This window comes from Pseudomonas sp. MPC6, assembly GCF_006094435.1.
Classification (GTDB): domain Bacteria; phylum Pseudomonadota; class Gammaproteobacteria; order Pseudomonadales; family Pseudomonadaceae; genus Aquipseudomonas.
In genome coordinates this window covers 2549934-2576243 of sequence record NZ_CP034783.1, presented here as the reverse complement: position 1 = coordinate 2576243, position 26310 = coordinate 2549934, and the positions used below count along the sequence as shown (strand labels likewise).

Annotated in this window: 21 protein-coding genes and 1 pseudogene; 7 read left to right on the top strand and 15 right to left on the bottom strand. The window is 59.2% G+C overall.

Translation table 11 applies throughout. The features are described 5' to 3' along the window. Positions 1-54 precede the first annotated feature (54 nt). A complete protein-coding gene (locus tag ELQ88_RS14120) occupies positions 55-2853 on the top strand; it encodes a winged helix-turn-helix domain-containing protein (protein WP_138965778.1) in 2799 nt (932 codons plus the stop codon). Positions 2854-2861: 8 nt separating this feature from the next. Here ELQ88_RS14120 and ELQ88_RS14115 read toward each other — a convergent pair. Both ELQ88_RS14115 and ELQ88_RS14110 read right to left on the bottom strand, forming a co-directional pair. After that, positions 2862-4256 (bottom strand): annotated as a pseudogene (locus tag ELQ88_RS14115) (winged helix-turn-helix domain-containing protein); the annotation flags it as partial. 184 nt (positions 4257-4440) lie between these two features. Further along, positions 4441-5391, bottom strand: a complete 951-nt coding sequence (locus ELQ88_RS14110) for a GlxA family transcriptional regulator (RefSeq protein WP_138965775.1) — start codon at positions 5389-5391, stop codon at positions 4441-4443. Between the two features lie 321 nt (positions 5392-5712). Between ELQ88_RS14110 and ELQ88_RS14100 the strand changes: the two genes are divergently transcribed. The 3 genes from ELQ88_RS14100 (at position 5713) to ELQ88_RS14090 (ending at position 8743) form a co-directional block, all read left to right on the top strand. Continuing rightward, on the top strand, positions 5713-6435 hold the full coding sequence (locus ELQ88_RS14100; protein WP_138965773.1) for a pirin family protein: 723 nt from the start codon (positions 5713-5715) through the stop codon (positions 6433-6435). A gap of 97 nt (positions 6436-6532) precedes the next feature. After that, a complete protein-coding gene (locus ELQ88_RS14095) occupies positions 6533-7531 on the top strand; it encodes an NAD(P)H-quinone oxidoreductase (RefSeq protein ID WP_138965771.1) in 999 nt (332 codons plus the stop codon). 267 nt (positions 7532-7798) lie between these two features. Beyond that, positions 7799-8743 (top strand): alpha/beta fold hydrolase, encoded by a 945-nt coding sequence (locus ELQ88_RS14090; protein ID WP_138965769.1) that lies wholly within the window; start codon positions 7799-7801, stop codon positions 8741-8743. Positions 8744-8746: 3 nt separating this feature from the next. On the opposite strand, the gene ELQ88_RS14085 is transcribed toward ELQ88_RS14090, so the two are convergent. From ELQ88_RS14085 to ELQ88_RS14075, 3 genes are all read right to left on the bottom strand, one after another. After that, on the bottom strand, positions 8747-10561 hold the full coding sequence (locus tag ELQ88_RS14085; RefSeq protein WP_138965767.1) for an ABC transporter ATP-binding protein: 1815 nt from the start codon (positions 10559-10561) through the stop codon (positions 8747-8749). A 47-nt stretch (positions 10562-10608) separates the two neighbouring features. Next, positions 10609-11739 (bottom strand): hypothetical protein, encoded by a 1131-nt coding sequence (locus tag ELQ88_RS14080; protein WP_138965765.1) that lies wholly within the window; start codon positions 11737-11739, stop codon positions 10609-10611. Positions 11740-11853: 114 nt separating this feature from the next. Then, the gene (locus ELQ88_RS14075; RefSeq protein ID WP_138965763.1) at positions 11854-12891 is read right to left on the bottom strand and encodes an AraC family transcriptional regulator; all 1038 of its coding nucleotides are present in this window, start codon (positions 12889-12891) and stop codon (positions 11854-11856) included. Between the two features lie 165 nt (positions 12892-13056). Between ELQ88_RS14075 and ELQ88_RS14070 the strand changes: the two genes are divergently transcribed. From ELQ88_RS14070 to ELQ88_RS14060, 3 genes are all read left to right on the top strand, one after another. Beyond that, entirely contained in the window at positions 13057-13908 is an 852-nt protein-coding gene (locus ELQ88_RS14070; RefSeq protein ID WP_128869652.1) for a 3-hydroxybutyryl-CoA dehydrogenase, read from the top strand. After that, the gene (locus tag ELQ88_RS14065; RefSeq protein WP_128869653.1) at positions 13895-14554 is read left to right on the top strand and encodes a TetR/AcrR family transcriptional regulator; all 660 of its coding nucleotides are present in this window, start codon (positions 13895-13897) and stop codon (positions 14552-14554) included. Before ELQ88_RS14070 ends, ELQ88_RS14065 begins: the two co-directional genes overlap by 14 nt. A gap of 90 nt (positions 14555-14644) precedes the next feature. After that, complete coding sequence (locus tag ELQ88_RS14060) at positions 14645-15058, top strand: VOC family protein (RefSeq protein ID WP_138965761.1); 414 nt, start codon at positions 14645-14647, stop codon at positions 15056-15058. A 461-nt stretch (positions 15059-15519) separates the two neighbouring features. Here ELQ88_RS14060 and ELQ88_RS14055 read toward each other — a convergent pair whose 3' ends face one another. The 10 genes from ELQ88_RS14055 to tssI form a co-directional block, all read right to left on the bottom strand. Then, the gene (locus ELQ88_RS14055) at positions 15520-15918 is read right to left on the bottom strand and encodes a DUF6124 family protein (protein WP_138965759.1); all 399 of its coding nucleotides are present in this window, start codon (positions 15916-15918) and stop codon (positions 15520-15522) included. A gap of 187 nt (positions 15919-16105) precedes the next feature. Then, positions 16106-16816 carry a hypothetical protein gene (locus ELQ88_RS14050; protein WP_138965757.1) on the bottom strand — a complete coding sequence of 237 codons (711 nt, stop codon included), beginning with the start codon at positions 16814-16816 and terminating at the stop codon, positions 16106-16108. Between the two features lie 402 nt (positions 16817-17218). Continuing rightward, on the bottom strand, positions 17219-17473 hold the full coding sequence (locus ELQ88_RS34655; RefSeq protein ID WP_228761612.1) for a hypothetical protein: 255 nt from the start codon (positions 17471-17473) through the stop codon (positions 17219-17221). 16 nt (positions 17474-17489) lie between these two features. Further along, positions 17490-17819, bottom strand: a complete 330-nt coding sequence (locus ELQ88_RS14040; RefSeq protein WP_138965754.1) for a hypothetical protein — start codon at positions 17817-17819, stop codon at positions 17490-17492. A 92-nt stretch (positions 17820-17911) separates the two neighbouring features. Next, positions 17912-18835 carry a hypothetical protein gene (locus ELQ88_RS34650; protein WP_228761611.1) on the bottom strand — a complete coding sequence of 308 codons (924 nt, stop codon included), beginning with the start codon at positions 18833-18835 and terminating at the stop codon, positions 17912-17914. Positions 18836-19093: 258 nt separating this feature from the next. After that, positions 19094-19855, bottom strand: coding sequence for a hypothetical protein (locus tag ELQ88_RS34645; RefSeq protein WP_228761610.1), 762 nt, complete (start codon positions 19853-19855; stop codon positions 19094-19096). Between the two features lie 55 nt (positions 19856-19910). Continuing rightward, the gene (locus tag ELQ88_RS14025) at positions 19911-20870 is read right to left on the bottom strand and encodes a hypothetical protein (protein WP_138965752.1); all 960 of its coding nucleotides are present in this window, start codon (positions 20868-20870) and stop codon (positions 19911-19913) included. Continuing rightward, the gene (locus ELQ88_RS14020) at positions 20861-23554 is read right to left on the bottom strand and encodes a toxin VasX (RefSeq protein WP_138965750.1); all 2694 of its coding nucleotides are present in this window, start codon (positions 23552-23554) and stop codon (positions 20861-20863) included. Before ELQ88_RS14020 ends, ELQ88_RS14025 begins: the two co-directional genes overlap by 10 nt. Next, positions 23551-24117: a DUF4123 domain-containing protein gene (locus ELQ88_RS14015; protein WP_138965749.1), complete on the bottom strand. Its 567-nt coding sequence runs from the start codon at positions 24115-24117 to the stop codon at positions 23551-23553. The genes ELQ88_RS14020 and ELQ88_RS14015 overlap by 4 nt, the downstream gene beginning before the upstream one ends. Further along, on the bottom strand, positions 24114-26207 hold the full coding sequence (gene tssI, locus ELQ88_RS14010) for a type VI secretion system tip protein VgrG (protein WP_138965747.1): 2094 nt from the start codon (positions 26205-26207) through the stop codon (positions 24114-24116). Before tssI ends, ELQ88_RS14015 begins: the two co-directional genes overlap by 4 nt. Positions 26208-26310 lie beyond the last annotated feature (103 nt).

Here is a 26310-nt window from a genome sequence, read left to right as displayed (position 1 = left end):
CGCAGACCTGACGCAGTACGCGTTAATCGTTGTGAATTTGCGCGGAGTGCCCCGTTGACCCTTTTCCCCGAACAGGCCATCCATTTTGGCCCTTACCGGGTCTATCCCAGCCAACGCCTGGTGATGGAAGCCGACCAGCCCTTGCGCCTGGGTCGGAGAGCCCTGGACATTCTGTTGATCCTGCTGGAACACGCCGGGAATGTGGTCAGCAAACAATCGCTGATCGCCCGGGTCTGGCCAAAAAGCATCGTGGAAGACATCAACCTGCGTGTACACATGGCGGCGTTGCGCAAAGCCCTTGGCGACGGTCAGGCCGGCCAGCGTTACATCGTCACCGTCGCCCAGCGTGGCTACAGTTTTGTAGCGCCCTATTCGCTGGAACAGGTCGCCCCACATCCCGGTAGCGACGCCCCCCCACCGAACGGCCACAACCTGCCCGTACGCCGCACCCGCCCGATCGGTCGCCAGTCATTGGTCGACAGTCTGGTGGTGCAACTGGCTCGCCAGCGCTTCATCACCCTGGTCGGCCCCGGCGGCATCGGCAAGACCACCGTGGCGTTGCGCGTTGCCGAACAACTGCTCGGGCGCTACCGGGACGGCATCCGCCTGTTGGACCTGGCCCCCATCAACGACCCGTCGATGATCACCCATCACCTGGCGACGCTGCTTGACCTGTCACTGCACGATGCAGAACCCACGAGCGGCCTCGCGGCGTGCTTGCGCGAGCGACAGATGCTGCTGGTGATCGACAACTGTGAACACCTGATCGACGCGATCGCGGTACTGAGCGAAAGCATCCTGCGCGGTGCACCCCAGGTGCATATCCTGGCCACCAGCCGCGAGAGCCTGCGGGCCGAAGGCGAATACGTCCAGCGCCTGGACTCGCTGGACTGCCCTCCCCCCATCACCGAGCGCGCCCGGGCCCTGGAGTTCTCCGCGCTGCAGTTGTTCGTCGAACGGGCGATGGCCAGCCATGACAGCTTCGAACTGACCGATGACGAGTTGCCGCTGGCCATTGAAATCTGCCGTCGTCTGGACGGCATTCCGCTGGCCATCGAACTGGCGGCGGCGCAGGTAGGCAGCCTGGGCCTGAGCGGCCTGCTGGAGCAACTGCAAGGCAGTTTTGACCTGCTCACCCAAGGCGGTCATTCGGCGCTGGGGCGCCATCAAACCCTGCGCGCCACGCTGGACTGGAGCTTCGAACTGCTCAGCCCGTGCGAACAGACCTGCCTGCGTCGACTGGGGATATTCAGGGGTGGCTTCACCCTGCAGTCGGCCGCGGCGGTGATTGTCGGCGAACACATCGAACCCCGCACGGTGTTTGGCTCGATCACGCAACTGGTGGCCAAATCGCTGCTCAACGTGGAAGTGGGCGATGAAGAAGTGTTCTACCGTCTACTCGACACCACTCGCAGCTATGCCCTGGAAAAACTCGACCAGGCCGCCGATTTGCAGGGCACCCGGGAACGCCATGCCGAACACTGCCTGACCCTGATGCGTCAGGCCCGGCACGACTGGGAGCTGATCGCGACCCGACTGTGGATCGAGCGCTACGCCCGAAGCCTGGAAGACATTCGCTCGGCCCTCGACTGGGGCCTGACTGCCCAAGGACCGCAGACCCTGGCGATCCATCTGGCCGCGACGTCCACGCCGCTGTGGCAGGAACTGTCGCTGCTCAAGGAACACGGGGCCTATGTGCGCAAGGCGCTGGCCTTGCTCGACGCCGCACCCGAGCGCTGCGCGCAACTGAAAATGACCCTCAAGCTGGCCCTTGGCAGTTCGTGCTACCACACCCAGGGCGGAACGGCGGAAACGGTCGAAGCCTTTGTCGACGCCCGGGCGCTGGCCACATCGTGCAACGACCTGGATGGTCAACTGCGAGCGGTGTCCGGGCACATGGCGGTCAACCTCGGTTGCGCCAACTATCAAACGGCGCTGGAACAGAGCCGGCAGTTCGACCAGTTGGGGCTGCAGGGCGATGCACTATTGTCCCTCAGTGCGCAGCGCTTGCGGGTGCTGGCCCTGCACTTCGCTGGCGATCAACCAGCGGCACGGGTGAATGCCGAACAGGTCCTGCAGCGCATGGCCCAGAGCGGGCACCTCAACCGCTTTACCCACGGTTTCGGCGTGCAGTACGACCAGAGCGTTGCCGCCCTGACCATCCTGGCGCGCATTCTCTGGTTGCAGGGTCAACCGGAACAGGCCTGGCGCACTGCCCGCCAGGCGCTGGATATCGCGATCCAGATCGACCACGGCACGTCCATCTGCTACACCCTGGCGCTGGCCGGCTGCCTGATCGCCCATTACAACGGCGATACCCGTACCGCCCGCGAACTGTTGCGCCTGCTGCTGGAGCAAGCCCAAAAACATTCGGTGCTGCTGTTCTACACCTGGGCTCGCCAGTATGCGCAGGTGATCGACCACCCCGAAGCGCGACCGCAGCCACAACCGGGCAGCGGGTTGATCAAGGACATCATGGTCACGCTGGACAGCCGTTTCGTCGATGACGCCTTGCTGCACCGGGCCGATACCGGCGCTGCAGGCTGGAGCACGCCGGAGATTCTGCGGGCCAGGGCACAAGCGCTACTGAGCGAAGACTGCCCGCTGAAAACCGCGGCGGCCGAGGCGCTATTGATCAGGGCGCTCAACGTGGCAAAAACCCAAGGCGCCCTGACCTGGGAACTGAGCAGCGCCACCGCATTGGCGCAGCTTTGGCTGCGTCAGGGCCGTTATGGGCAAGCCCATGAGCTCCTGGCGCCGATCTACCAGCGCTTCACCGAAGGCTTCAGCACACCGGACCTGACGACGGTCCGTTGCTTACTCGATCGCTTGCAGCGCTATCTGGCCGCCTGAAATTCAGCATTACCCTCGTGTTGGAGTTTTTCCAGGGCGTAGCTGCGAGTGGTGTTGAGGAAACCGTAACGAGTCACGCCGCTGCCCTGCTCCAGCGACAGCAAGGATTTTAGCGCCAGGCGTTCGATCACTTCGACCAGACGGCCAGGCAGCAGCTGCGCGCAACCGATCACGCCGATTGCCGCTTCCAGGGTAAAGGCCCTCTTGAATACTGCCAGACGCTGCAAAACGGCCTGCTCCACCGGACTCAGCCGTTCATAGCTCCAGTCCAGCGCCGCTTTCAGGGTTTGATGCCGTGGGACCGCCGTACGCCGGCCCTGGGTCAGCAGCTCAAAACAATTGTCGAGCTGGGCCTGCAAACCGACCAGCGCCAACGCGTCGATTTGCACTGCCGCCAGTTCGATGGCCAGGGGCAAACCATCGAGCCGCCGACAGATTTCCCTTACAGCCTGCAGGTCCTGTTCCCGCAGGGTAAAGCCTTGCTGACGGGCGCGTGCACGGCTGACGAACAACTGCACCGCCGAATAGCCCATGGCCTCGGTCACACTGTGCATCGCCGAAGCGGGCGGTACCGCCAAAGGTGGCAAACGCTGCACCGTTTCCCCCGACGCCTGCAACGGTTCGCGACTGGTCACCAGGATCGACAACCGGGGCGCTGCCATCAGCAAGTCTTCGACCAAAGTCCGGCAAGGGTCGAGCAGGTGTTCGCAATTATCGAGCAGTAGCAACGTATGCCGTTGCGCCAACACGTCAAGGCGGGTGCCAACGTCCAGTTCGAGCACTCGCCTCAAATGATCGATCACTTGCGCCGGGTCATCGATTACCGCCAGATCCACCCGCCAGACGCCATCCTGATAGTGCTGCAACAGCAACTCGGCCACGCGCAATGCTACGGTGGTCTTGCCGATGCCGGCGGGACCGACCAGGGTCATCAGCCGGCGAACGGGCAGCTGCCGCACCAGGCTGCCGACGATCGAGTCCCTCCCTGTCACCGGCGACAACCGCGCAGGCAGGTTGTGCCGGGCTTTCTGCAGCGTCTCGAGCGAGACCGGCGCACCGTCCGGTTCGTGCTGCACCGGTGCGATGAAGCTGTAGCCGCGTTGCGGAATATTGACGATATAACGCTGCCCGTCCTGGCCGTCAGCCAATGCCCGGCGCAACGCCGCAATGTGCACCCGCAGGTTGATGTCCTCGACCACCGACGTCGGCCAGACCCGCGCGATCAGCTCGTCCTTGCCGACCACTGAGCCGGCACGCTCCACCAGCACCTGCAAGATATCCAGGGCCCGTCCACCCATGCGCAGCGGCCGATCACCCTGCAGGACCAGTCGCTGACGCAGGTGGAACACATAGGGACCGAATCGCAGCAGCGCTTCGCTGTTCAAATCTCTGAGGCTGTTCATGCAGGTTCTCGTGCTGGAACCGGACCGGCGCACAGTGCAGCAACGCTCTATCGCACACCTCATCCAGGCTCCCGCATCTCCATCGCAAAGGGTTCAGCGCTATCTTGGCAGGCCTCGGTGACGGTACAACCACCATGGTGGGAGCGTCGCGGACATCAGGGTGCGCACAACGGACAAGAATGCTCTAGCTGAACTGTTCGCGGTACTGGGTCGGGGTCAGGCCGAGCTTTTCACTGAACAGGAAACGCATGTGCCGCACGCTGCCGAAGCCACTTTTGAAGGCCACGGTCTTGAGGGGCAGGTCGCTGGTTTCCAGCAGGTTCCTGGCGCAATCGATGCGCGCACTCTGCAAAAACTCCATGGGCGTCATGTTCACTTCCCGGGTAAAGACCCTGGCGAAATGCCGTGGGCTCATAGTGGCCAAGCCGGCCATGCGCTCGATGCTGAAGGTTTCATCGAGATGCTCGAGCATGTAGTTCTGCACGCGGGTCACCGGCGTTTCCTGCGGGGCGACGGCGGCCGTCAACGGGCTGAATTGCGCCTGCCCGCCCTGGCGCTTCATCACCACCAGCAACACCTTGGCCACGTCCTGGGCGACTTTCTTGCCATGGTCTTCGGCGACCACCGCCAGCGCCAGGTCGATACCGGCAGTGACGCCGCCGGACGTGATGAGGTTACGGTCCAGCACGTAGATCTGGTCGGTCTCTACCCTCGCTTTGGGAAAGCCCTTGACCAGTCGTTCGGTGTAGTGCCAGTGGGTGGTGACGCGGTAGCCGTCGAGCAGCCCGGCATGCCCCAGCACGAAGGCGCCGGTGCAGATCGAACCATACCGGCCTGCGCGGCTGACAGCGCCGTGCAGCCAGCCAAGCAACGGCGGATGTTTTTCGTTATAGGCCCCGGGACCGCCGGGCACCAGTAACAGGTCATAGGCCTCGGTTGCCTGATCGATGTGCCGGTCGGCCTGGACGCTGACGCCGTTGGAGGCCTGCAGCGCGCCGTGTTCGGTGCCGATGGTGGACAGCTCATAGCGCTGGGCCTGTGGCAGATAACGGTTGGCGATGGAAAACACCTCCATGGGCCCGGCCATGTCGAGCAGGAGAAAGTCGGGGAACAACACCATTGCCACGGTTTTCATGAGTTCAAATCACTGAGGTCATAAGAAGGTAAGTCTGCCAAACACCAAACCCCTGTGGGAGCGGGCTTGCTCGCGAAAGCGTTTTCACATTCAACAATGATGGTGACTGTCAAACCGCTTTCGCGAGCAAGCCCGCTCCCACAAGGGTATGCGCCCGGCATTAAGAGATGCAGTGTCGGCTAAGAATACCTTATTAGCCGCGGCTAACTGTCAACCTAAACGCGACAGTATTTCAATTTCCACCTACTTATTGCACCCACCAGTAACCATTAACCTTCTCCTCACTCGGACGAATCAACGTCCCCACAGGAGAATTCCATCATGCTGACCCTTCGCAAAGCTTCTGATCGCGGCGCCGCCAATCACGGTTGGTTGAAGTCCTTCCACACCTTTTCCTTCGCCAACTACCGCAACCCGAAAGAGCAGGGATTTTCCGACCTGCTGGTGATCAACGATGATCGCGTGGCGGCCGGCAAAGGCTTTGGGCAGCACCCGCACCGCGACATGGAGATTTTCTCCTATGTGCTCGAAGGCGCCCTGGAACACAAGGACACCCTGGGCACCGGTTCGGTGATCCGCCCCGGCGATGTGCAACTGATGAGCGCCGGCAGCGGCGTCGCTCACAGCGAGTTCAACCACTCGGCGACCCGGCCGGTGCATTTCCTGCAAATCTGGATCGTGCCGGAACTGAGCGGCGCCAAACCGCGTTATCAGCAGGAGCATTTCAGCACACAGAAGAAACGCGGCCGCCTGCAACTGATCATTTCCCCTGAGGGGACACAGGGTTCGCTGAAGGTGCGCCAGGATGCGCGGGTGTATGCCGGCCTGATCGATGGCAAGGAAAGCGCCAGCCTGGCGCTGGGTGCGAATCGCTATGCCTATGTGCATGTAGCCCGGGGCAGCGTCGAACTCAACGGCGTGCTGTTGCAGGAAGGCGATGGGGTGCGGGTTCGCGATGAACAGCTGTTGACCTTGAGCAAGGGTGTGGATGCCGAGGTGTTGGTGTTCGACCTGCGCCCGCAGGAACTGCCGCAAATGCCATAAGATCAAAAGATCGCAGGCTGTTGCTGTTGCGATCTTTTGATCTACCGCGCGACGACGCGGTCCTATCTACAGATCACCTTCCAGACAGGTAGACGACATGACTTTGCCCCAAACCATGACCCAGGTTGAAATCACCCAACCCGGAGGCCCCGAAGTCCTGCAACCCAACCAGGTCCCCGTCCCCACCCCTGGGCCCGGCGAAATACTGATCCGCGTCCACGCCGCCGGCGTCAACCGCCCCGACGTGATTCAGCGCGCGGGCAAGTACCCGATGAAACCCGGCATGAGCCCCATCCCCGGGCTGGAAGTGGCCGGTGAAGTCGTGGCGATCGGCCAGGGCGTCACTGAGTTCATCCTCGGCGATAGCGTGTGTGCGCTGACCAATGGCGGCGGATATGCGCAGTATTGCGTCGCCCCGGCCAGTCAGGCACTGCCGATTCCCCAAGGCATGGACTGGCTGCAAGCCGCGGCGATCCCGGAAACCTTCTTCACCGTGTGGGCCAACCTGTTCGACCTCGGTGGCGCCAGCAAAGGCCAGCGCGCATTGATCCATGGCGGAACCAGCGGCATCGGCACCACCGCGCTGATGTTGTGTCGCGAATTCGGGATCAAGGCCTTCGCCACGGCGGGCAGTGAAGAAAAGTGCGCGGCGATTCGTCAGCTGGGGGCCGAGGCGATCAATTATCGCGAGCAGGATTTCGTCCAGGTCATCCAGGAGAAAACTGCTGGCAAAGGCGTCAATGTGATCCTCGACATCATGGGCGGCTCGTACCTGAACCCGAATATCGCGGCGCTGGGCATGGACGGTCGATTGGTGATGCTGGGCTTTCTCGGCGGTGCCCAGGCCAAAGAGGTCGACCTGATGGCGATCCTGGGTAAACGCGCGACGATCACCGGGTCCTTGATGCGCTCGCGCACCCGCGAAGAAAAAGCCTCGATTGCCGAGCAATTGCGCGAGTACGTCTGGCCCGTCCTCGCCGCCGGGCGTTGCTTGCCGATGATCGACAAGGTCTATCCGTTGGCCGATGCAGCCCAGGCACATGCGCGGATGGAAGCGGGCGAGCACATTGGCAAGATTGTGTTGCGGGTGGATTGAGCCCGATCCTGGGCCGACCTTGACCCCTTGTAGGAGCAAGCTTGCTCGCGAAAGCGGATCAGCAACATTGATATCGACTGACACTCCACCGTAGGAGCAAGCTTGCTCGCGAAAGCGGTGGGTCAGTCGACAGATTTATCGCCTGAACGGACGCCTTCGCTGGCAAGCCAGCTCCTACAGGGGGGGTGAACGATCGTCGAAATTTCCCCCGCCCTGCGCACGCTTCTGCTAAAACCCGAACTTCAGTTTCTTACCGTGGACCGCCCGATGCCCACTTCCCTCCTCGCTCGTCTACGCCAACGCTGGCTAGCGCTACTATGCATGGCCGCGCTGCTCGTCGGCCTGCCTGTGGGTTGCGCGGTGCTGGAGCATAAGGAGCGGGAGCTGTTGTTCCGCATCGAACCGGGGACTGCCAGTTGGTACAGCGGCTTGCCTAGCAGCGTCCAGGAGTTCGAGCTGCAGCCCAAAAGCTTCAAGGCCGGGCAAAGTATCCATGGCTGGTGGTGGCCGGCGGAACGGGCGAATGCGCCGGCGATCCTCTACCTGCATGGCGTACGCTGGAACCTCACCGGGCAGTTGTTTCGCATCCAGCAACTGCAGGCACTGGGCTATTCGGTGCTGGCCATCGACTACCGCGGTTTCGGTCAGAGTCACGGCGACCTGCCCTCGGAAACCACGGTGTACGAAGATGCACGAGTTGCCTGGGAACGCTTCAAGTTGCTGCAACCGGACGCGAACAAACGGCTGATCTACGGTCATTCTCTCGGCGGCGCCGTGGCCATCGACCTGGCGGCCGAGCTGGGCCAGACAGCCGCAAAAGCGCAGACCCCGGTGCCGGCTCGCGGGCTGGTCATCGAGTCTACTTTCACTTCCCTGGCCGACGTCGCCACGGCGATGGCCAATACTTCCCTGCCGGTGCGCTGGCTGCTGTCGCAGAAATTCGATTCCATCGACAAGATCGCCGGGATCAACATGCCGCTGCTGGTGGTCCACGGGCTGGACGACCGCTACGTGCCGCCACGCTTCAGCGAACAATTATTCAATGCGGCCCTGGAACCCAAGCGTCTGTTGCTGGTGCCCGGGGCGTCGCACAACAACAGCATGAGCCAGGGTGGGCAGACCTACCGCAAGGCACTGGACAGCTTGATGCCGTCGACACCACCGGCCCAGGTCGCGGGGCCGGCCGTGACTCGGCGCGCCCAGGATTCCTGAGGCTCAGCGATATCCCCTGGCCTGCAAGTTGAACAACTGCGCATAGCGCCCGCCCGCCGCCACCAGACTGTCGTGATCCCCCCGCTCCAGGATCGAACCCTGATCCAGCACGATGATGTGATCGGCATTGCGCACGCTGGAAAAGCGGTGGGAAATCAGTAACGTCATGCGGCCTTCGGTGTGCTCGCTGAAATGCTCGAACACCGCCGCTTCCGCCGCAGGGTCGAGTGCCGAAGTCGGCTCATCGAGAATCAGAATGTCGGCCTCGCGGCGCATGTAGGCGCGGGACAAGGCGATCTTCTGCCATTGCCCGCCGGACAGTTCCTGCCCACCGGCGAACCAGCGCCCGAGTTGCGTGGCATAACCGCGATCCAGACGCTCGATAAAGGGTGCGGCCATGCCCTCGGCCGCAGCCTCCTGCCAACGCTGTTCATCGTTGAAGGCCAGGGTGTCGCCGACGCCGATGTTCTCGCCGACCGAGAATTGGTATCGAATGTAATCCTGAAAAATCACGCCGATGCGGCGACGCAGCGCGCCTTCTTCCCACGCCTGCAGATCGCTGCCGTCCAGCAGAATACGGCCCTGATCGGGACGGTACAGACGGGTCAGCAGTTTGATCAGGGTGGTCTTGCCGGAACCGTTCTCTCCCACCAGCGCCACACTGTGTCCAGGCACCAGGTGCAGATCGATGCCTTCCAGCGCGGCGCGACTGGCACCCGGATAACGGAAACCGACGTTCTCGAAACGCAAACCATCGCCGGGCAGTGCGCCTGCCGTCAGGCTGCCGGTATCGATCACCACCGGTTCCGCCAGGTATTCATAAAGACTCGACAGATAGAGGCCATCCTCATAAAGACCACTGATGGCGCTGAGACTGTTGCTCACCGCCGTCTGCCCCTGCTTGAACAACACCAGGTACATGGTCATCTGGCCGAGGCTGATGTTGCCATGGACGGCATCGACCACCACCCAGGCATACGCCAGATAAAACGCAGCGGTACCCAACAGCCCCAAGCCGAACCCCCAGCCATCACGGCGCAGCGTCAAGCGCCGGTCTTCGGCATAGAGACGGGCGAACGTCTCGCGATAACGCTTCAATAACAGCGGCGCAAAACCGAACAGCTTGACCTCTTTGATATAGCCTTCGTGGGACAGCAGTGTCTCGATGTAATTTTGCTGCCGGCTCTCCGGCGCGCGGCGGGTGAACAGGCGGAAGGCATCCCCGGAAAAATGCGCTTCGGCAAAGAACACCGGCAACGCACCGACCACCAGCAACACCAGGGCCCACGGCGAAAAATGCACCAGCAATACGCCGAAGCTGATCAGCACGATCAGGTTCTGGATCAGCCCCAACGACTTCATCACCAGCGCCAACGGCCGGGTCGAAGCCTCGCGCCGCACCCGCACCAGCTTGTCGTAGAACTCGGAATTCTCGAACTGCACCAGCGATAACGTCTGGGCCTTTTCCAGAATCATCGTATTGACCTTCTGCCCCAGCTGCACCCGCAACAGCGACTGCTGCACCGACAGCGCCCGCTGGGTCCCGGACAGCAACGCCAGCACCCCGGCTTCGAACAACACATAACGCACCACCGGCCACAACGGCGCACTGCCCTGCTGCGCGTGCAACTGCATGGCGAACACCACCGCATCGACGATACGCTGGCCCAGCCAGGCGGCCATGGCGGGGAGTACACCGGCAATCAGGGTGGCCAGCACCAGCCCCAGGAACAGACCGCGAGAAGTGCCCCAGACCAGCAGCAAGGCGCGTCTGGCCTGGTCGAGCAAGGTGGTGAAGCGGTTAAGAGCAACTGGCATACGGCGCTGGACCCGGCGTGGTGAGGACAACAATGCGCCATGGTACTTCAGCCAGGGATCGGCGCGGGGGCTCCGGAGGAAGCAGTCTTGGGCTTGGCGACCGGGCAGACATCAACGCCCAACAGGCTGGCACGCGGTACAAACTGCACCGCCTTGGAGTCGGTCTTCCACAGGCGCACAAAATACGTACCGTCCGCCTCGGCGATGACGCGTAACGGGCGACTGAAGCCAGGCCTGTCGGGATCCGTGAGCGTCTCGAGCCCTTTGCTCTCGGGGGCGAAATTCATGAGGGTGCAATTGCGTGCGCCGGAAGCCGAGACTTGGAAGGAAAACCCGCCCAGTTTGGCGCCTGTGGGTGGATACAAGCCCAGAACGATGACCAGGACTATGACGGCGGAGGCTACCAAGGCCAGCGGATTCTCATGGCTGCGCATCTTCACCACGAACAACGCACCCAGCAGCTGGATCATCCAGACCACCAGCAATTCCACCAGCATCAGCGGCACCAGCCACCACAGGCTGCTGACGTATTGGCCGGCGATGTTGATCGCCACAATTGTGACATTGAGAATCACGCATACCTGAACAATGGCGGACATGACACAGGCCATGCGAAAATCCATCGACACCGGGCCTTCCACACCGCGCGTCATTACCCAGCAGTAACAGGCAATCGTCAGTCCCGTACCCACTACCGCCGCAGTGCCCCAGTACCAGTTGCCCGCCACCTGCGAGCCGATGACGCTGAGCAACGCGCAGAAAGTCCCGAGGAGCAACAGGCCGCCGCCCCAGCGCCCTAGCATTCGCCGGTGGCGCGCCCTGTGTTCGGCGCAGGTTTGATCAAGGGTGAGCTCGTCGCTCAACCGCTTGCCGGAATCATTCAGTCGATGAAACAGGACGAAAATCGGCAACAGGACAAAAGCCACCAGCACCGAAATGATGAACACGAGTATCGCGGACATGACCGGCAGTGCAGAGATGACCGCTGAAGAGGTGATACTCAGCGGGATCTTTTCTTCCTGAATGTATTGATACAGGTACACCCCGGCCGTGAGCAGTATGACCAGGGTCAATGGCCAGGCGCGCTCATTGAGCCACAACAGGCTCTTACTCAATTGGCTAAAGCGATCGGGTGTCGGGTTTACGGTTCTCGGGGGAATGTTTTCAATATCGGTCATCGACAGGCTCCAGCTCCTTGGGGTCAGCGTCCTTGTTGCAAACAGCGTTGAACAGAGACTAGGAGCTGCGACTGTACAGGCCGAAACCGCCGAAAACATCGGGGTCGCGCTTAATCAGATCGGTCTGTCAGAGCCTTCTGACAATTCACCCTGAAACCGCGCCCGATACCGCCCCGGACTCTCCCCCGTCCATTTCTTGAACGCCCGATGAAACGCACTCGGCTCCTGAAACCCCAAACGCTCGGCAATATCGCCGATGCTCGCCTTGCTCTGGCGCAACTGCTCGAATGCCACCCCGCGCCGCACCTCATCCTTGATCTCCTGGTACGAACAGCCTTCGCGCTCCAGTTTGCGGCGGAAGGTGCTGGAGCTCAGGTGCTGTTCCAGGGCGAAGGCCTGCAAGGTCGGCCATTCGCTGTAATGGCTGTGGCGCAGGCGCTGGTGCACCTGCGACGCCAGGCCGTGCTGGTTGCGGAAGCGGATCACCAGCCATTGCGGTGCGGTGCGCAGGAATACTTTCAACGAGGCCAGGTCCTGAATCACCGGCAAGCGCAGGTAATGACTGGCAAATTCGATCTCGGTACGTTCGGCGCCGAAGGTCAGGTTGGGGCCCCAGAGCAAACGGTCATCGCTGAGGGGAACGCGTTGATGGCGAAAGTCCGCACGGTCGATGGGAATGCGGCGACCGCCCAGCCAGCACAGCAGGCTGATCATCAACACCAGGAACGTCTCTTCGCCCAAACGGGCGAGGTCATCGTTTTGCGCGCGGGTTTCCAGGCTGATGACCGCCCGTTTTCCGCGCACGGCCAAGGTACCGCGAAAGTCCCGCAGGAACAGGGCGAAGTTGACCAGGCACTGGCGCATGGCTTTGTGCAGGTCGGGCTCCTGGATCAGCGCCCGGCAGATCAGGGCGAAGCTGCCCGGTGGCATGCCGTGGGAGTCGAGGCCGAAGAATTCGTCGTCGAGTTCGCGGATCTGGATCAGCCACAGGGCGGCAAATGCACTGGCCGGCACCCGTGCCGTGGGTTGTTCCATCGATACCGGGTCGATGCCCGCCTGTTCCAGCGCAGCCCCCACGCGCTGTGGATCGTTCCCCTTTCCCTGGACCATGGCCTGCATGAAGTAGGCGGCCACCGAGTCTTTTTCCCGCATTTGAACGCTTCTCTCCCCATGATCGACTGGCAAAAAACACCAGTTGCGTTGAACAGTTTCGGCATAGGACAACCGCCCTGCCAGTTCTAGACTCGTGGCCAATAGTACGCCTTCGGCCGTTGCGACGGCCAAGGTATCGCAAGGTTTGAGCGCAAGGACACAAACATGAATCTGCAAGACATTGGCGTGATTGGCGCGGGCACCATGGGTAACGGCATTGCGCAAGTCTGCGCCCTGGCCGGCTTCAAGGTGACCTTGATCGACATTTCCGACAGCGCCCTGCAAAAGGCCATTGCGACGGTCGGCAAAAACCTTGATCGGCAAATCGCCAAGGATACGCTGACCCAGGAGCAAAAACTCGCCACCCTCGACCGGATCCGTACCAGTACCGACTACAGCAGCCTGCAGAACGTGCAACTGGTGATCGAAGCCGCCACGGAAAACCTCGAGCTGAAACTGCGCGTGCTGCAACAGATCGCCGCGCAGGTCAGCCCGGACTGCGTGATCGCCTCCAACACCTCGTCGTTGTCCATTACCCAACTCGCCGCCAGCGTCAGCCAGCCTGAACGTTTCATCGGCCTGCACTTCTTCAACCCGGTGCCGGTGATGGGCCTGATCGAAGTGATCCGCGGCCTGCAAACCAGCGACGCGACCCACGCCCTGGCACTGGACATGGCCACCACCCTGGGCAAGACCGCGATCACCGCTGGCAACCGTCCGGGCTTCGTGGTCAACCGGATCCTGGTGCCGATGATCAACGAAGCGATCCTGGTGTTGCAGGAAGGCCTGGCCAGTGCCGAAGAGATCGACGCCGGCATGCGCCTGGGGTGCAACCAGCCCATCGGCCCGCTGGCCCTGGCGGACCTGATCGGCCTGGACACCGTGCTGGCGATTCTGGAAGCCTTCTACGATGGCTTCAACGACAGCAAATACCGCCCTGCGCCGCTGCTCAAGGAAATGGTCGCCGCCGGCTATCTGGGACGCAAAACGGGGCGCGGCTTCCATGCCTATGCCTGAGCGTTGCACACGCTTCGCCGAGTACCGGGACAAAGTCCTGGAGCTGTTCGCCAGCAAGGGTTTTGGCCAGGTCGGCATGCGTGAGCTCGCGACCTGCCTGGGGCTCTCGCCGGGTTCGTTGTATCACCATTACCCCAGCAAACAGCACTTGCTGCTGGATCTGATCGAAGAGTTCTACGAAGAGCTGCTGGCCACCCTGGGGCGCATCGCCCAACAGGCGCCGGCCAAGCGCGACAAACTGCAGGCGCTGATCCGCGCGCATGTGCACCTGCATCAGGAGATGCCCTGGCATTATCGTCTGGTGGAGCGCGACAGCGGCTGCCTGAACGAAGAGCAACAGCTACGGGTGCGGCAACTGCGCGAGCAGTACGAACGCAAACTGCTGCTGATGCTCGGCACCCGGTCACGGTTCAGTGAACAGGGCCGGCTGGCCGCCGGGCATGCGATTGCCGCCTTGCTCAACAGCGCGCCCAGCTGGCTGGCGCAGCCCGCGCTGGATGAACCGGAGCGCGATGAATTGCTCGAAAGCCTGGTGCGTGGCGCCATCGAGCGTGTGCTCGCGCCGCGACGGGTACCCGAGGCAATAAGCCTGGCCTCGTCCATGGAAAAAACATCTAAAAAAACCCAACCGCCCGCTGCGTTTTAGGGCTTTGCTACCCGAGTCGAAGCACATCGGAATTCACTGGCCAGGTAAACGGTCAACCGATGTGTCCCCTCAATGACCGGGAGCTGCAACATGAAAATCAATCCCTACCTCATCTTCAATGGCGACTGCAAAGCCGCCTTCACCTTCTATGCCCAAGCCCTGCAAGGCCAGATCGAAATGATGATGACCTTCGGTGAAAGCCCGGCGCGCGAACACTTTGCGGCGGACCTGCACAACCTGATCATCCATACCCGCCTGTCGGTGGGCGATCAGGCGATCATGGGCTCGGACACCACACCGGATCGTCCCACGGATGAAATGGCCGGCTGCTCGGTGTCGCTGAATGTCGACAGCATTGCCGAGGCGGAGCGCGTGTTCACGGCACTGGCCGAAGACGGCAAGGTGCAAATGCCACTGGAAGCCACGTTCTGGGCGGCACGCTTCGGCATGCTGGTCGACCGCTTTGGCGTGTCGTGGATGGTCAACTGCGAAAAGGATCAGTGACCACCGTTTACGCGCCAGGGCAGCCTGGCGCCCGAGAACTTTGGACTGGTCTGGTGGGTGTTCTTGTCGTAACTGGCTTCGCTGCTGCCGGTGTAGAACAGGCCCTGGTGATCGAACGCAACCGGATGAGCTGATTCGACCTCACACCCACATCACCTGTGGAGCCGGCTTGTGTAGGAGCTGGCTTGCCAGCGAAGGCGTCCCCAAGAGCACCGCATGACTTGAACCCGTTCGCCAGCAAGCCGGCTCCTACAGTCCTCACACCCCGGAAACCCAACGGTGACAAACATTTGCTGTGCTCACGCGCATTGCCTCTTGGCCAAGGGATCGCGGCCATGTTCTCGGTACTCAAACCCCATCGTTGGAAACTCGCCCTGCGCGCAGTACTCGAGCTTCAACGATGCGGCGAACTTTCGGTGATCGTTCAAACGCCGGACCGGGAGCACCCCGAACCTGATCCGTCAGTTGTTCAGCAGCGGTTGAGTCTTTTGCGGCGGCGCCACATTATCCAGCACCCGGTTCACCGCCAGTTCACCCAGCATGATGACCTGCTGGACCGCCAGCATCGTGTTGCGCTGGGTTCCGTCCACCAGCCCGGCCAGGTCGCTGACCATGGCATTAGCCGACGCCAGCAATTCGCAGACCTGGGCCAGCAACGTTTCGTTGTCGACTTCGGGGGCAACGATAAAAATCATCGCCGGTTTGCGTCGATTGCATACCTCTGCGGGAACGGTGGGCTTGAGGTAGTGGTCGAGTGCACGGTCGGCGGCCTGGTGAAACTTTTTCGAATCGCCTGAGACGTACGGGGAGGTACTGTGGCCCGCAAATGGCTCATGGGTCTGGAGTGTGTCGTCGGGCATGGTGGCTCTCTGCTGAGTGATGAGAGCTACCACGCTAACCGCCGCACTTCCGACAGCCAACCCTAAAAATACGTCGGACATTTCCTGTGTTTTCAGCTTGTTTTAATCGGCTGTGGGAAGCCTGCAGCCGAAAACAAACGCATTTATTGGAGCTTGTTTACGCATCGGCAAAATGCCTTCGCGCAGCCTACAAAATTTTCAGTCGTTGCCTACAGTAGCGCCAGAATCCACCGACTTGAGCTCCTCGGCCCTGTAGCTTTGACGCCGATGCTCTGCAGCCGCGGACTGGCTTCGGCCCAGGCCAGGGCACGCAGTTCGGCGGGCTTCTTGAGGATCTGGCGGATGATCGACGTCGTGTGTTTGGCGCCCCAGGTGTTGGTGCCCACCAGAATGCCGTCACAGGCGATTTGCAGGGTTGTGGCTGCCAAGCCTTGGTAATTGCCTTCGGCCAATGCTTACCCCATTGCAGCGAATGTTTACCTGAATCGATTGTGGCGGCCAAAGCACCAAATCCAAAAGCGGCATCCCCGGCAATACCGGCCCAGCGTCCCAATCGGCTCATGGTATTGAGCTTGCCGGCAGCACTGTCCATTTGCTCGATATGCCCTTGCAAGATCGTCACCGACAGACCTTGTACGGCGGCAAAGCCGGCAGCCAACATACCGACGAATGATTCAAAAACAGCAAACCGATCAGATCGCGACATTTCATCCTTTATCAGCAGCTCACTCAACGTCTCCACAAACTTCTGCCCCTGATACACAAACAACGACAGCGCAATCTCGTGCTCATCGGTAATAAACAACTCCATCGGTTGTTCACCCGTCGGCTTGCCCGCTTCAAGTATTACCGTGGGTGTAGCGCTGTAGCGTGATGTGACTGGCGTATTCATATCCATGTTCGTTCCGTGATTTTTACCGCTGGCAGCGTCAGTCCGTCTTGCGGATGAAAGATCAACTCTCCTTCGATGTGCCACAACCCCGATCACGCTCCAGATCGACAAGTCGCGTGGTGGGGCCGCCGGCCTTCAGGCGTTCAGTGACAACTTTTGGCCACAGGTTGCGGGAGCGGCGTTTGGCGAGGCTGTAGGTAATTTCTTGAATTCGATCCTGAGGGTAGAGCAGTGGCTCGAATATCAGTTTTGCTACGTCGCTACTGCGTAAGTAGTTTTTTACCACCCGCATCCTTCTTCGCCTGTTTTAATTGCGCCAGTGTCTGCTTGAAACTGTCGCTCATTTTAGGTCGCACGGAGAGTTGGCTTTTTACAAACGCATCAGACTCACTGTGATTACCGTGCTCATCAAAATAAGGGCCATTGTTCATGTAGGAGCGGATGTACCCAAAAACCTTTTTGCATCGTCAATGACTTACCAAAGGGCGCACCGAGGCTGACCATCAAAACCGTTTCCGGCTCTTCAAATTTCCACATGCGAATTTCCAGTGAAGCGTTTTGCATGCCGCCGATTTGGGTGCCTACCAAGTGAAATTCATTAGCGACCGCTGAGATGCCATCCCACGGGACGTGGTAAAGATTGCCATCATGATCGAAGTACACTTCGCGAGTACGGCGGTTAAACAGAATAGGCAGGGGTAAAGGACGAAGGGTTTCCCACAGAAACGGTACAAAAAAACGTAGTCACCATAATCAAGTCTATGGGGACACCATCCCAATTCCCCTTGAAAATCAGCAACGCTTCTATACATAGCATTCCGAGCGCAACCCACCCAAAGAGTCCTGTTAACAGCCCCCGATCTGAATCGCCGCCTGCCTCCAACGCCAAATAGTGCCCGGTGTGTTCGTCGGCAATAAACAGCTCCATGGGCTGTTCGCCCGTGGGCTTATTCGCTTCAAGAGTTACGGTGGGTACGGCGCTGTAGCGTGGTGTTATTGGCGTATTCATCCATGCTCGCTCCATGGTTTTTACTGCTGGCAGCAGTCATGTCTTCTCGCGGCGAATAACTCAACTCTGTTTCAACTCGTTGTTGCTTTTCCTCACTCCAAATCAACAAGCCTCGTGATTGGGCCGTTGGCTTTCAGGCGCTCAGTGACGATTTTTGGCCACAGGTTGCGGGAGCGGCGCTTGGCGATGCTGTAGGTGAGCTCTTGAATGCGACAGGTGGGATAGAAGCAGAGATCGAGTACTAAGCTCAGAGCGTCGATACTGCGCAGATAGTTTTTACCTCCGCTCTCTTGCTTCGCGTGTTTAATCCGCTCCAGTGTTTGCTTGAAGCTGTCGCTCAATTTGGGCCGCACGGATAACTGACTTTTTACGAATGCATCCGACTCACTGTGGTTACCGTGTTCATCGAAATAGGGGCCATTGTTCATGTAGGAACGGATGTACTCCCAAAAGCCTTTTTGCATCGCCAGTGATTTACCGAAGGGGGCACCGAGGCTGACCATCAAAGCCGTTTCCGGCTCTTCAAATTTCCACATGCGAATTTCCAGTGAAGCGTTTTGCATGCCACCGATTTGGGTCCCGACTAAGTGAAATTCATTGGCGAAGGCTGAGATGCCATCCCACGGGGCGTGGTAAAGATCGCCATCATGATCGAAGTACACTTCGCGGGTACGGCGGTTAAACAGAATGGGCAGAGGTAAAGGACGAAGGGTTTCCCATAAAAATGGCGCTAGGAACAAGGGCCCGCATATGGCAAGCATGATAAACAGCCCTTCAGGCTCACCACTTTGCATAAAGCTGAGCAGCCCAAGCCCCATCCCCCCAACCCCGCCCATACCGCCCAACACTCCCGTTAGCATTCCTCGATCAGAGTCGCCACTTGCTAGCAACGATAAGTAATGCTCAGTGTGCTCATCGCTAATAAACAGCTCCATAGGCTGTTCGCCCGTGGCCTTATTCGCTTCAAGAGTTACGGTGGGTACGGCGCTGTAGCGTGGTGTTATTGGCGTATTCATCCATGCTCGCTCCATGGTTTTTACTGCTGGCAGCAGTCATGTCTTCTCGCGGCGAATAACTCAACTCTGTTTCAACTCGTTGTTGCTTTTCCTCACTCCAAATCAACAAGCCTCGTGATTGGGCCGTTGGCTTTCAGGCGCTCAGTGACGATTTTTGGCCACAGGTTGCGGGAGCGGCGTTTGGCGAGGCTGTAGGTAATTTCTTGAATTCGGTCCTGAGGGTAGAGCAGTGGCTCGAATATCAGTTTTGCTACGTCGCTACTGCGTAAGTAGTTTTTTACCACCCGCATCCTTCTTCGCCTGTTTTAATTGCGCCAGTGTCTGCTTGAAACTGTCGCTCATTTTGGGTCGCACGGAGAGTTGGCTTTTTACAAACGTATCAGCCTCACTGTGATTACCGTGATCATCAAAATAAGGGCCATTGTTCATGTAGGAGCGGATGTACTCCCAAAAATCTTTTTGCATCGCCAGTGATTTGCCGAAGGGTGGACCAAGGCTGACCATCAGCGCCGTTGCCGGATCTTCAAACTTCCACATGCGAATTTCCAACGAAGCGTTTTGCATGCCACCGATTTGGGTGCCTACCAGTTGAAACTCATTGGCTACGGCTGAAATACCATCCCACGGGGCGTGGTATAAAGCGTCGTCGTGATCGAAATACACTTCACGGGTGCGGCGATTAAACAAAATCGGAAGAGGTAAAGGACGAAGGATTTCCCATAGGAACGGCACCACAAACATCGGCAGACCAATTCCCACCATTATGTACAGCCCTTTCAGTTCTGCGCTTTGAATAAGACTGTAAATACCTACAGCTATACAACCAATGAAAACCCACCCACAGAGTCCGGCCATTGCCCCTCTATGAAATTCACATCCTGCTTGTAACGCCAAGTAATGCTCGGTGTGCTCATCGGTAATAAACAACTCCATCGGTTGTGCACCCGTCGACTTGTCCGCTTCAAGTATTACCGTGGGTGTAGCGCTGTAGCGTGATGTGAATGGCGTATTCATATCCATGTTCGTTCCGTGATTTTTACCGCTGGCAGCATCAGTCCTTCTTGCGGATGAAAGATCAACTCTCCTTCGATGTGCCACAACCCCGATCACGCTCCAGATCGACAAGTCGCGTGGTGGGGCCGCCGGCCTTCAGGCGTTCAGTGACAACTTTTGGCCACAGGTTGCGGGAGCGGCGTTTGGCGAGGCTGTAGGTAATTTCTTGAATTCGGTCCTGCGGGTAAAGCAGTGGCTCGAATATCAGTTTTGCTACATCGCTAATCTGTAAATAGTTTTTGCCACCAGCGTCCTTCTTCGCCTGCTTTAATTGCGCCAGGGTGTGTTTGAAGCTGTCGCTCATTTTGAATCGCACCGCCAACTGGCTTCTTACAAACGCATCCGACTCACTGTGGTTTCCGTGCTCATCGAAATAAGGGCCATTATTCATGTAGGAACGGATGTACTCCCAAAAGCTTTTTTGCATCGCCAATGTTTTACCGAGCGGAGAGCCGAGGCTGACCATCAGAGCCGTTCCCGGCTCTTCGAATTTCCACACCCTAATTTCCAATGAGGCGCTTTGCATACCACCGATTTGAGCACCTACCAGTTGGAATTCACTGACTACGGCGGAGATGCCATCCCATGGAGCGTGGTAAAGATTACCCTCATGATCTAAGTACACTTCACGGGTTCGGCGGTTAAATAGGATGGGCAATGGTAAGGCGCGAAGGACTTCCCAAAGGAAAGGCACCAGAAACAGGAATATTCCTGTAACAAACGTCATATAGGTGATGTCGAATTTGCCTTGCATTGCACCTATAACGCCAAGCCCTACCAAAGCGCAGCCCCCCATTCCGCCCAGCACTCCCGTCAGCATTCCTCGATCAGAGTCTCCACCTGCTTGCAACGCCAAGTAATACTCGGTGTGTTCGTCGACAATGAACAACTCCATAGGTTGTTCACCCGTCGACTTGTCCGCCTCAAGCATGACCGTGGGTGAAGCGCTGTAGCGGGGTGTCTTTTGCGTATTCATATCCATGCTCGTTCCATAATTTTTACCGCGGGTAGCGTCAGTCCGTCTTGTGGGGAATAGATCAATTCTCCCTCAATACACTTCAAGTCCCTTACTCCATCCTCATGGTAAACACGGCGGTAAGGAGTAATGCCGGCGGATACAGGAATACGGGTACCGCTGTGTCTAGCAAAATCTTTGCCCGACCATTCAACCTTTTTGATCTGATCGGAGTGATAGCCGAGTGTATCGCCCCAAACTTCGACACCCTTGAAGTGAATCATGGCGTCGGTCAGTTGCACGTTTTCTCCCGGTAGTTTCAGCAGTAGGTAGGTGGAGGTTACTTGTCCTTGATAGGGATGCATTTCTGCCAACCGGCAGGCGTCAAAGCTGATAGGAAACAGAACTGGGTACAGCTTATCCATGGACAGCGCATAGTCGTGGGACCAGGTGTCGTCGGGACGTATGCCGAAACGGCTGCTCTTCACCCATTTTTCTAGCGACGAGTCAGTCGTATAAAGACGGGCGATAACTCCGCCCACAATTAAAACTGTTAAACCCAATAACTTGGCCCCCAAATGGGGCACCACGTTGACTCCTCTGGCAATAGTCGCCACATCCCCTGCGATTACAGCAGCCCGCGCGACTCGTAGTGCCCGAAAAGCCTGGACCTGAAGCCTGATACTGGCCAGCGAAGCGCCTGCTACCGCCAAGTTCGCGGCCACCGTGTCGAAATCACCTGCTTTGTAGGCCTCAAAAGCGTCGATCCCATAGAGCACGACATCAAATGCCAGAAAAACGCCCTGCGCCAAAGCAGCAGTGGCAGCCCGCCCTAACGCCTTGCTTAAAAGCAGCCGAGATGAAACTGAAGAGTTACCGCTATGGCGGACGGCTGACGCCCAATCAACCTCCGCCACTCGCTGAAAGACCGCAGCTGCTGCGGCACCAATACCAATCGCCGCCCCGGCTGTGCTAAACACGCTTTTGTAGGTTCGCTTTTCAAAAAGCTGTTCTCCCGATGAAACAAAGTTCACCCCCGCCACCACCATCACAATCGACTTGATCGGCGCCTTGCTCAGCGCACCTTTCAAATCAAACACACGGCTCAATTCACCACCCGCAGCGAGATTCACCGGCAACGGTGGCAGCTTGGTGCTGGCTGGCACCAAATGCATGAACGGGATACCGTCAGCCACCCCGCTGACCAGCGGTGCGACGCTCAAATGGGCGGGCAATGTCTGGCGCGTCCCCATCAAATCGCTGTACCACTCGCCTAACTGACGCGGCGTGACGCCCGAGGTCTGGATGCGCTGGTCGCTGCGGGACAGGGCTGCCGCCATGTACAGCCGTCCGGCTGTGCTGCTGGCGTTGTCCGCGTGGTGCAATTGCGCCGCCGCGACGGGAGAAATGGCCAAAAACAGCGCTTCGAGGCTGGCTGCAGGTTTGTGCTGCTTGAGTTTGTCGGCGGTCTTGTTCAGCGCATCGGCATAACCAAAGGCTCTGGCAAGTTTGCTGGCGCCTTCTTGAACAGCAGCCTGGTTATCGCGGGCCACATCACTGGCGTCCACAAGGTATTTGATTTCGCCAACACCCAGCCGTGAAGGCAACCCGAGCAAAGCCCAGAGCAGCCATGGTTTTCCCGGCGAGTTGCCGTTCAGGCTGAGGGTAATGGCCTCGGCGACGACACTGGTACCAGCCGGTCCCAGGCAAGCCGCCGCGAAATGCAATTCCAGCGCCTCACGCGCCATCGACTGAGTAATGTCGAAATGGCCACAAGCGGCATCCATGCTCGACGCACCGGTCACTTGCAGAGTGTTGAACCACGCCACCCAGAGTTGAGCCAGATGCCGCGTGTCGGCGGTATACCGATTGTTTTGGAGCTCTTGATCTTTCCAAGCCCGCTGGAGTTCGTCATAGCGAGTGATAGACGGCAGTTGTGCACTCAGTTGACGGTCGCCTTCGCTGAGTGACTTGATGACACTGGCCATCGCCCACGTTTCAGCGTGATGCTCCTGGTAACTGTCGAACGCTTCTTTACGCACACGCATCAATGCGGCGAGGTCGAGCAGCACGCCCCAAGCGTCATCAATGACCGCGTAGGTTTGTTGCTCGCAAGCCTTCATCTGCTTTAGCACTTTCAACCAGTCGGGTGCGTGCTCCATCTCGGGCTCCGCGCTCCAGCCATAGCTCGTCGCATCGTTGTATTCGCCAATCTGCTTGGCGACGGTGTCTACCTTGCCACTGAACGGTGCGACACCCGGAACAAAACTGCGCATGATGCGCTGACGCACGGCGGGCTCTTTTTTGGCGGCCTGGTATTGCGCTTCACTCCAGCGAACGGGCGACCAGACCAATCCGGCAGGGTCGCCAGCTCTTAACACCAGATGGGGTTTGACCCGGGTGTCGATTACCCTGCCCGCACGCGGGGTTTGGGTAAGCTGAGCTTTTTCGACCTGATACTCCACCAACTTTGGTTGACTGCTCTCCCAGACGTAGAGCCAGCCGTCGCGCAACAAACGCGAGGTGTAATTGAGCGCATGCCCGGTCAAGTCAGGATGACGAGGCCCCAACTGGGGAAACGCGCCGCTCAATGCCGGCAAGTCGTAGGCTTCGGTATCGACAGCGACGGTTGGGCCGAGGGCGTATCGCAGGGGCAAAACGGCAGCGAACAGCGGGCAGGTTCCAACGCGGATCTTATTCCGGGCGCTCATGCATTTTTCTCCGGGTTGGCTGGAAGGCTTAGTGCATGCAGAAGCAGCTCAGGCAGGGTGATTTGCGCCGCCAGACCTTTATTGGCCGGTGCAGCGTCGTATTCAGGCGCTTCGTTTTCCCATGCGCACACTTGCGCGTTGCCATGCCGTAGCCAGACGCTGTCTACGCCAAACCAAAAGCCTGTCGGCCATTGCGCACCGGCCAACCAGGCGCGGTTCAGAACAGAGCCATCCGCCAGTCGCAACCAGAGCTCACGCTGTTGCTCATCAAAAATGCGTAGGCGACGTTGAAGCGTGGGTAACAATTGCTGAGTGCTTTTTGGAGATGCCAGCCACACACCATGTTGCAGGTCGGAGCCACCCCACCACGCGGTATAAGCTGCGCTGCCGAGCGAGGCATCGAGCAGAAATGGCCCTGCGGCACAAATGGACTCGTAAGCGGTCCCTTTGAACAGCGACTGAGGATTATCCGAGCCGTAGTGCTCGTATAGCCAATCAATAGCGTCCTCATACCGGGCACCGTCAAGCAGGAGCAGACCCTTTTCCGGAGTAACAGAAGTCATGCTTGAGCCTCCTCGGTTGCCTGACGCTCTTGAGCAGCCTCACACACCGGACAAATCCCCGTACTGGCCTCACGAAACACGATGTTTTGCTTGAGCAAGGCTTCGCTGGGAATGGTGTTGATAACCATGACCTCGGCAGCGAGTGGAATCGCTGAAAGCGCGGGCTGCACAGGCACCCCGGGCATCGGAGCCCCACCCTGGACAATGGCCACACTGCTGAAAATTCCGCCCGAATTGATCACGATGTAGTGACCGCCGGCCTTGAGCGTCAGGCTCATCCCCGCATCGATCACCACGTTGGCCGCGGTGACGTGGGCCTGCGCACCGGCCTGGATCACCAAGGTGCCGCCTGCCGTCGTGCTGCTGTTGCCGGTGATGGTGATCAGTTCATCGCCGCCGATCACGGTGTTGCGCACGCCTTGGGTGGTGTGCAACTCGTCGCCCTTGATCAGGCTGGCGCTGTGGTGGTCCACCTGTTCGAAACGGTCGTTGCTGATCAGGCTGTGGCTGTCGCGAGTGATCTGTTCGCGACGGTCATTGCCAATTTTGGTGTCGCTATCGTTGAGGATCAGTTGCTCGATATCGCGCTGCGCCCGCAAGTAGATTTGTTCCTGCCCGGCGCGGTCGTCCAGCGACAGCTCGTTGTAACCCCCGGTGTGCGGGGAGCTGTGGCTGCGCAAGACGGTTTTGGTTTTGTGCTCGGGCAATGGATGCGCTGCGGAGTTGACTTTGTTGACCACACACCCGGTGATCAACGGTTGGTCGGGATCACCTTCCAGGTAGGTGACGACGACTTCCATGCCGATGCGCGGGATGGTCACCGCGCCAAAGTTTTCTCCCGCCCAACTGGATGAAACCCGCAGCCAGCAGCTGCTTTTTTCGCTGTTGAGTTCGGCCCGATCCCAAGGTAGCTCGACCCGGACACGGCCATGCTCATCACAATAAATCTCTTCGCCGGCAGGCCCGGTGACCCGGGCGGTCTGGCTGACCAGCGCCGGTCTTTGTGCAGGTATCGGTGGCCGATAAAACACGTCCCAGGGAATGGCGCTGAAACTGTTGCGATAGCCTTGGGTGAAGCCGTCTTCAGGTTTGACGTCGCTGGTGATGGCCTCTTCCAGTGATTGAGGTTGTCGCCCAACGTGATAAAGGCTTACCAGCAACCACAAATCGTTGCAGGTTTTGCGCGGGTGTTCGGTCAAGTCGAACAAATGACCGCTGCGCAGCGTGGGTTGATCGCTCTTGCCCTCGGCCAGCCGGTAATCGGCACGGTGCCGCTCCAAGGCTTGGCGAGCGAGTTGTTTGCCGCGGCTTTCGTTCTTGATGAACACCGGGTAACGATAGTCTTCCAGCTCAGGGCTGAACTCGGCGCTGAAGCGGCTCTCCAGCAGCAGACTCGGCCGTTTCAGGTCATAGTCCCGGCGCGTGACCGTGCTGGTGCGGGTGCTGAGACGCAGGGAAAACTGGCTGACGACCGGGTTGTCCGCCACCATGCCGGAGTCTTGCTGATAAGGGGTTTCGCCCAGTTTGGGGAACCAGGTCTGGTCGTCGCTGAACACCAGCAGATGACCGTCTGGCGAATGCTGATGATGCCAGGCGATGCCGTCCTCGGCGCACAGGCGCTGGACGAACTCGAAGTCGCTTTCCCCGTATTGCGTGCAGTACTCGCGCTCGGGACTGGTGCTGACATGGAAGGCAAACGCATCGGCCTGAATGCCGTGGCCCTTGAACACCTGAGCGATGATTTGCGGCACGGTCAGGTGCTGGAAAATCCGCTGGTTGTGGCTGAATTGCAGGTAGTGCAACGCCGGGACCAGGGTCAGGTGATAACGGGTCAGGCGCTTGCCGGCCTCCCCCACCAATACGTCTTCGATACGGCCATGAAGGCCTTCGCCATCAAGACCGAACTGGAGAAACGCGGGCTGGCCGAGCAGGCTCTCCAGATCGAAATCCGGGTGTTCGCTGACCAGTTCCACGTGGATCGCATACAAGGCGCTGATGGCCTCGACACCGTCAAAGGCGAGGACGTTGAAATCGTTACGAACCGTGGGGATGTGCAACGAAAAATGCGCCGTATTGGCCGACTGGAACATACGCTTTTCCTTAAGCAGAGAGGAAATGAAGCGCGATGTCCAAACCGTCCATGGTCTGTGCACGCGAAATTGGCGGGCACACTAACAAGAAGGGGCAAGAATG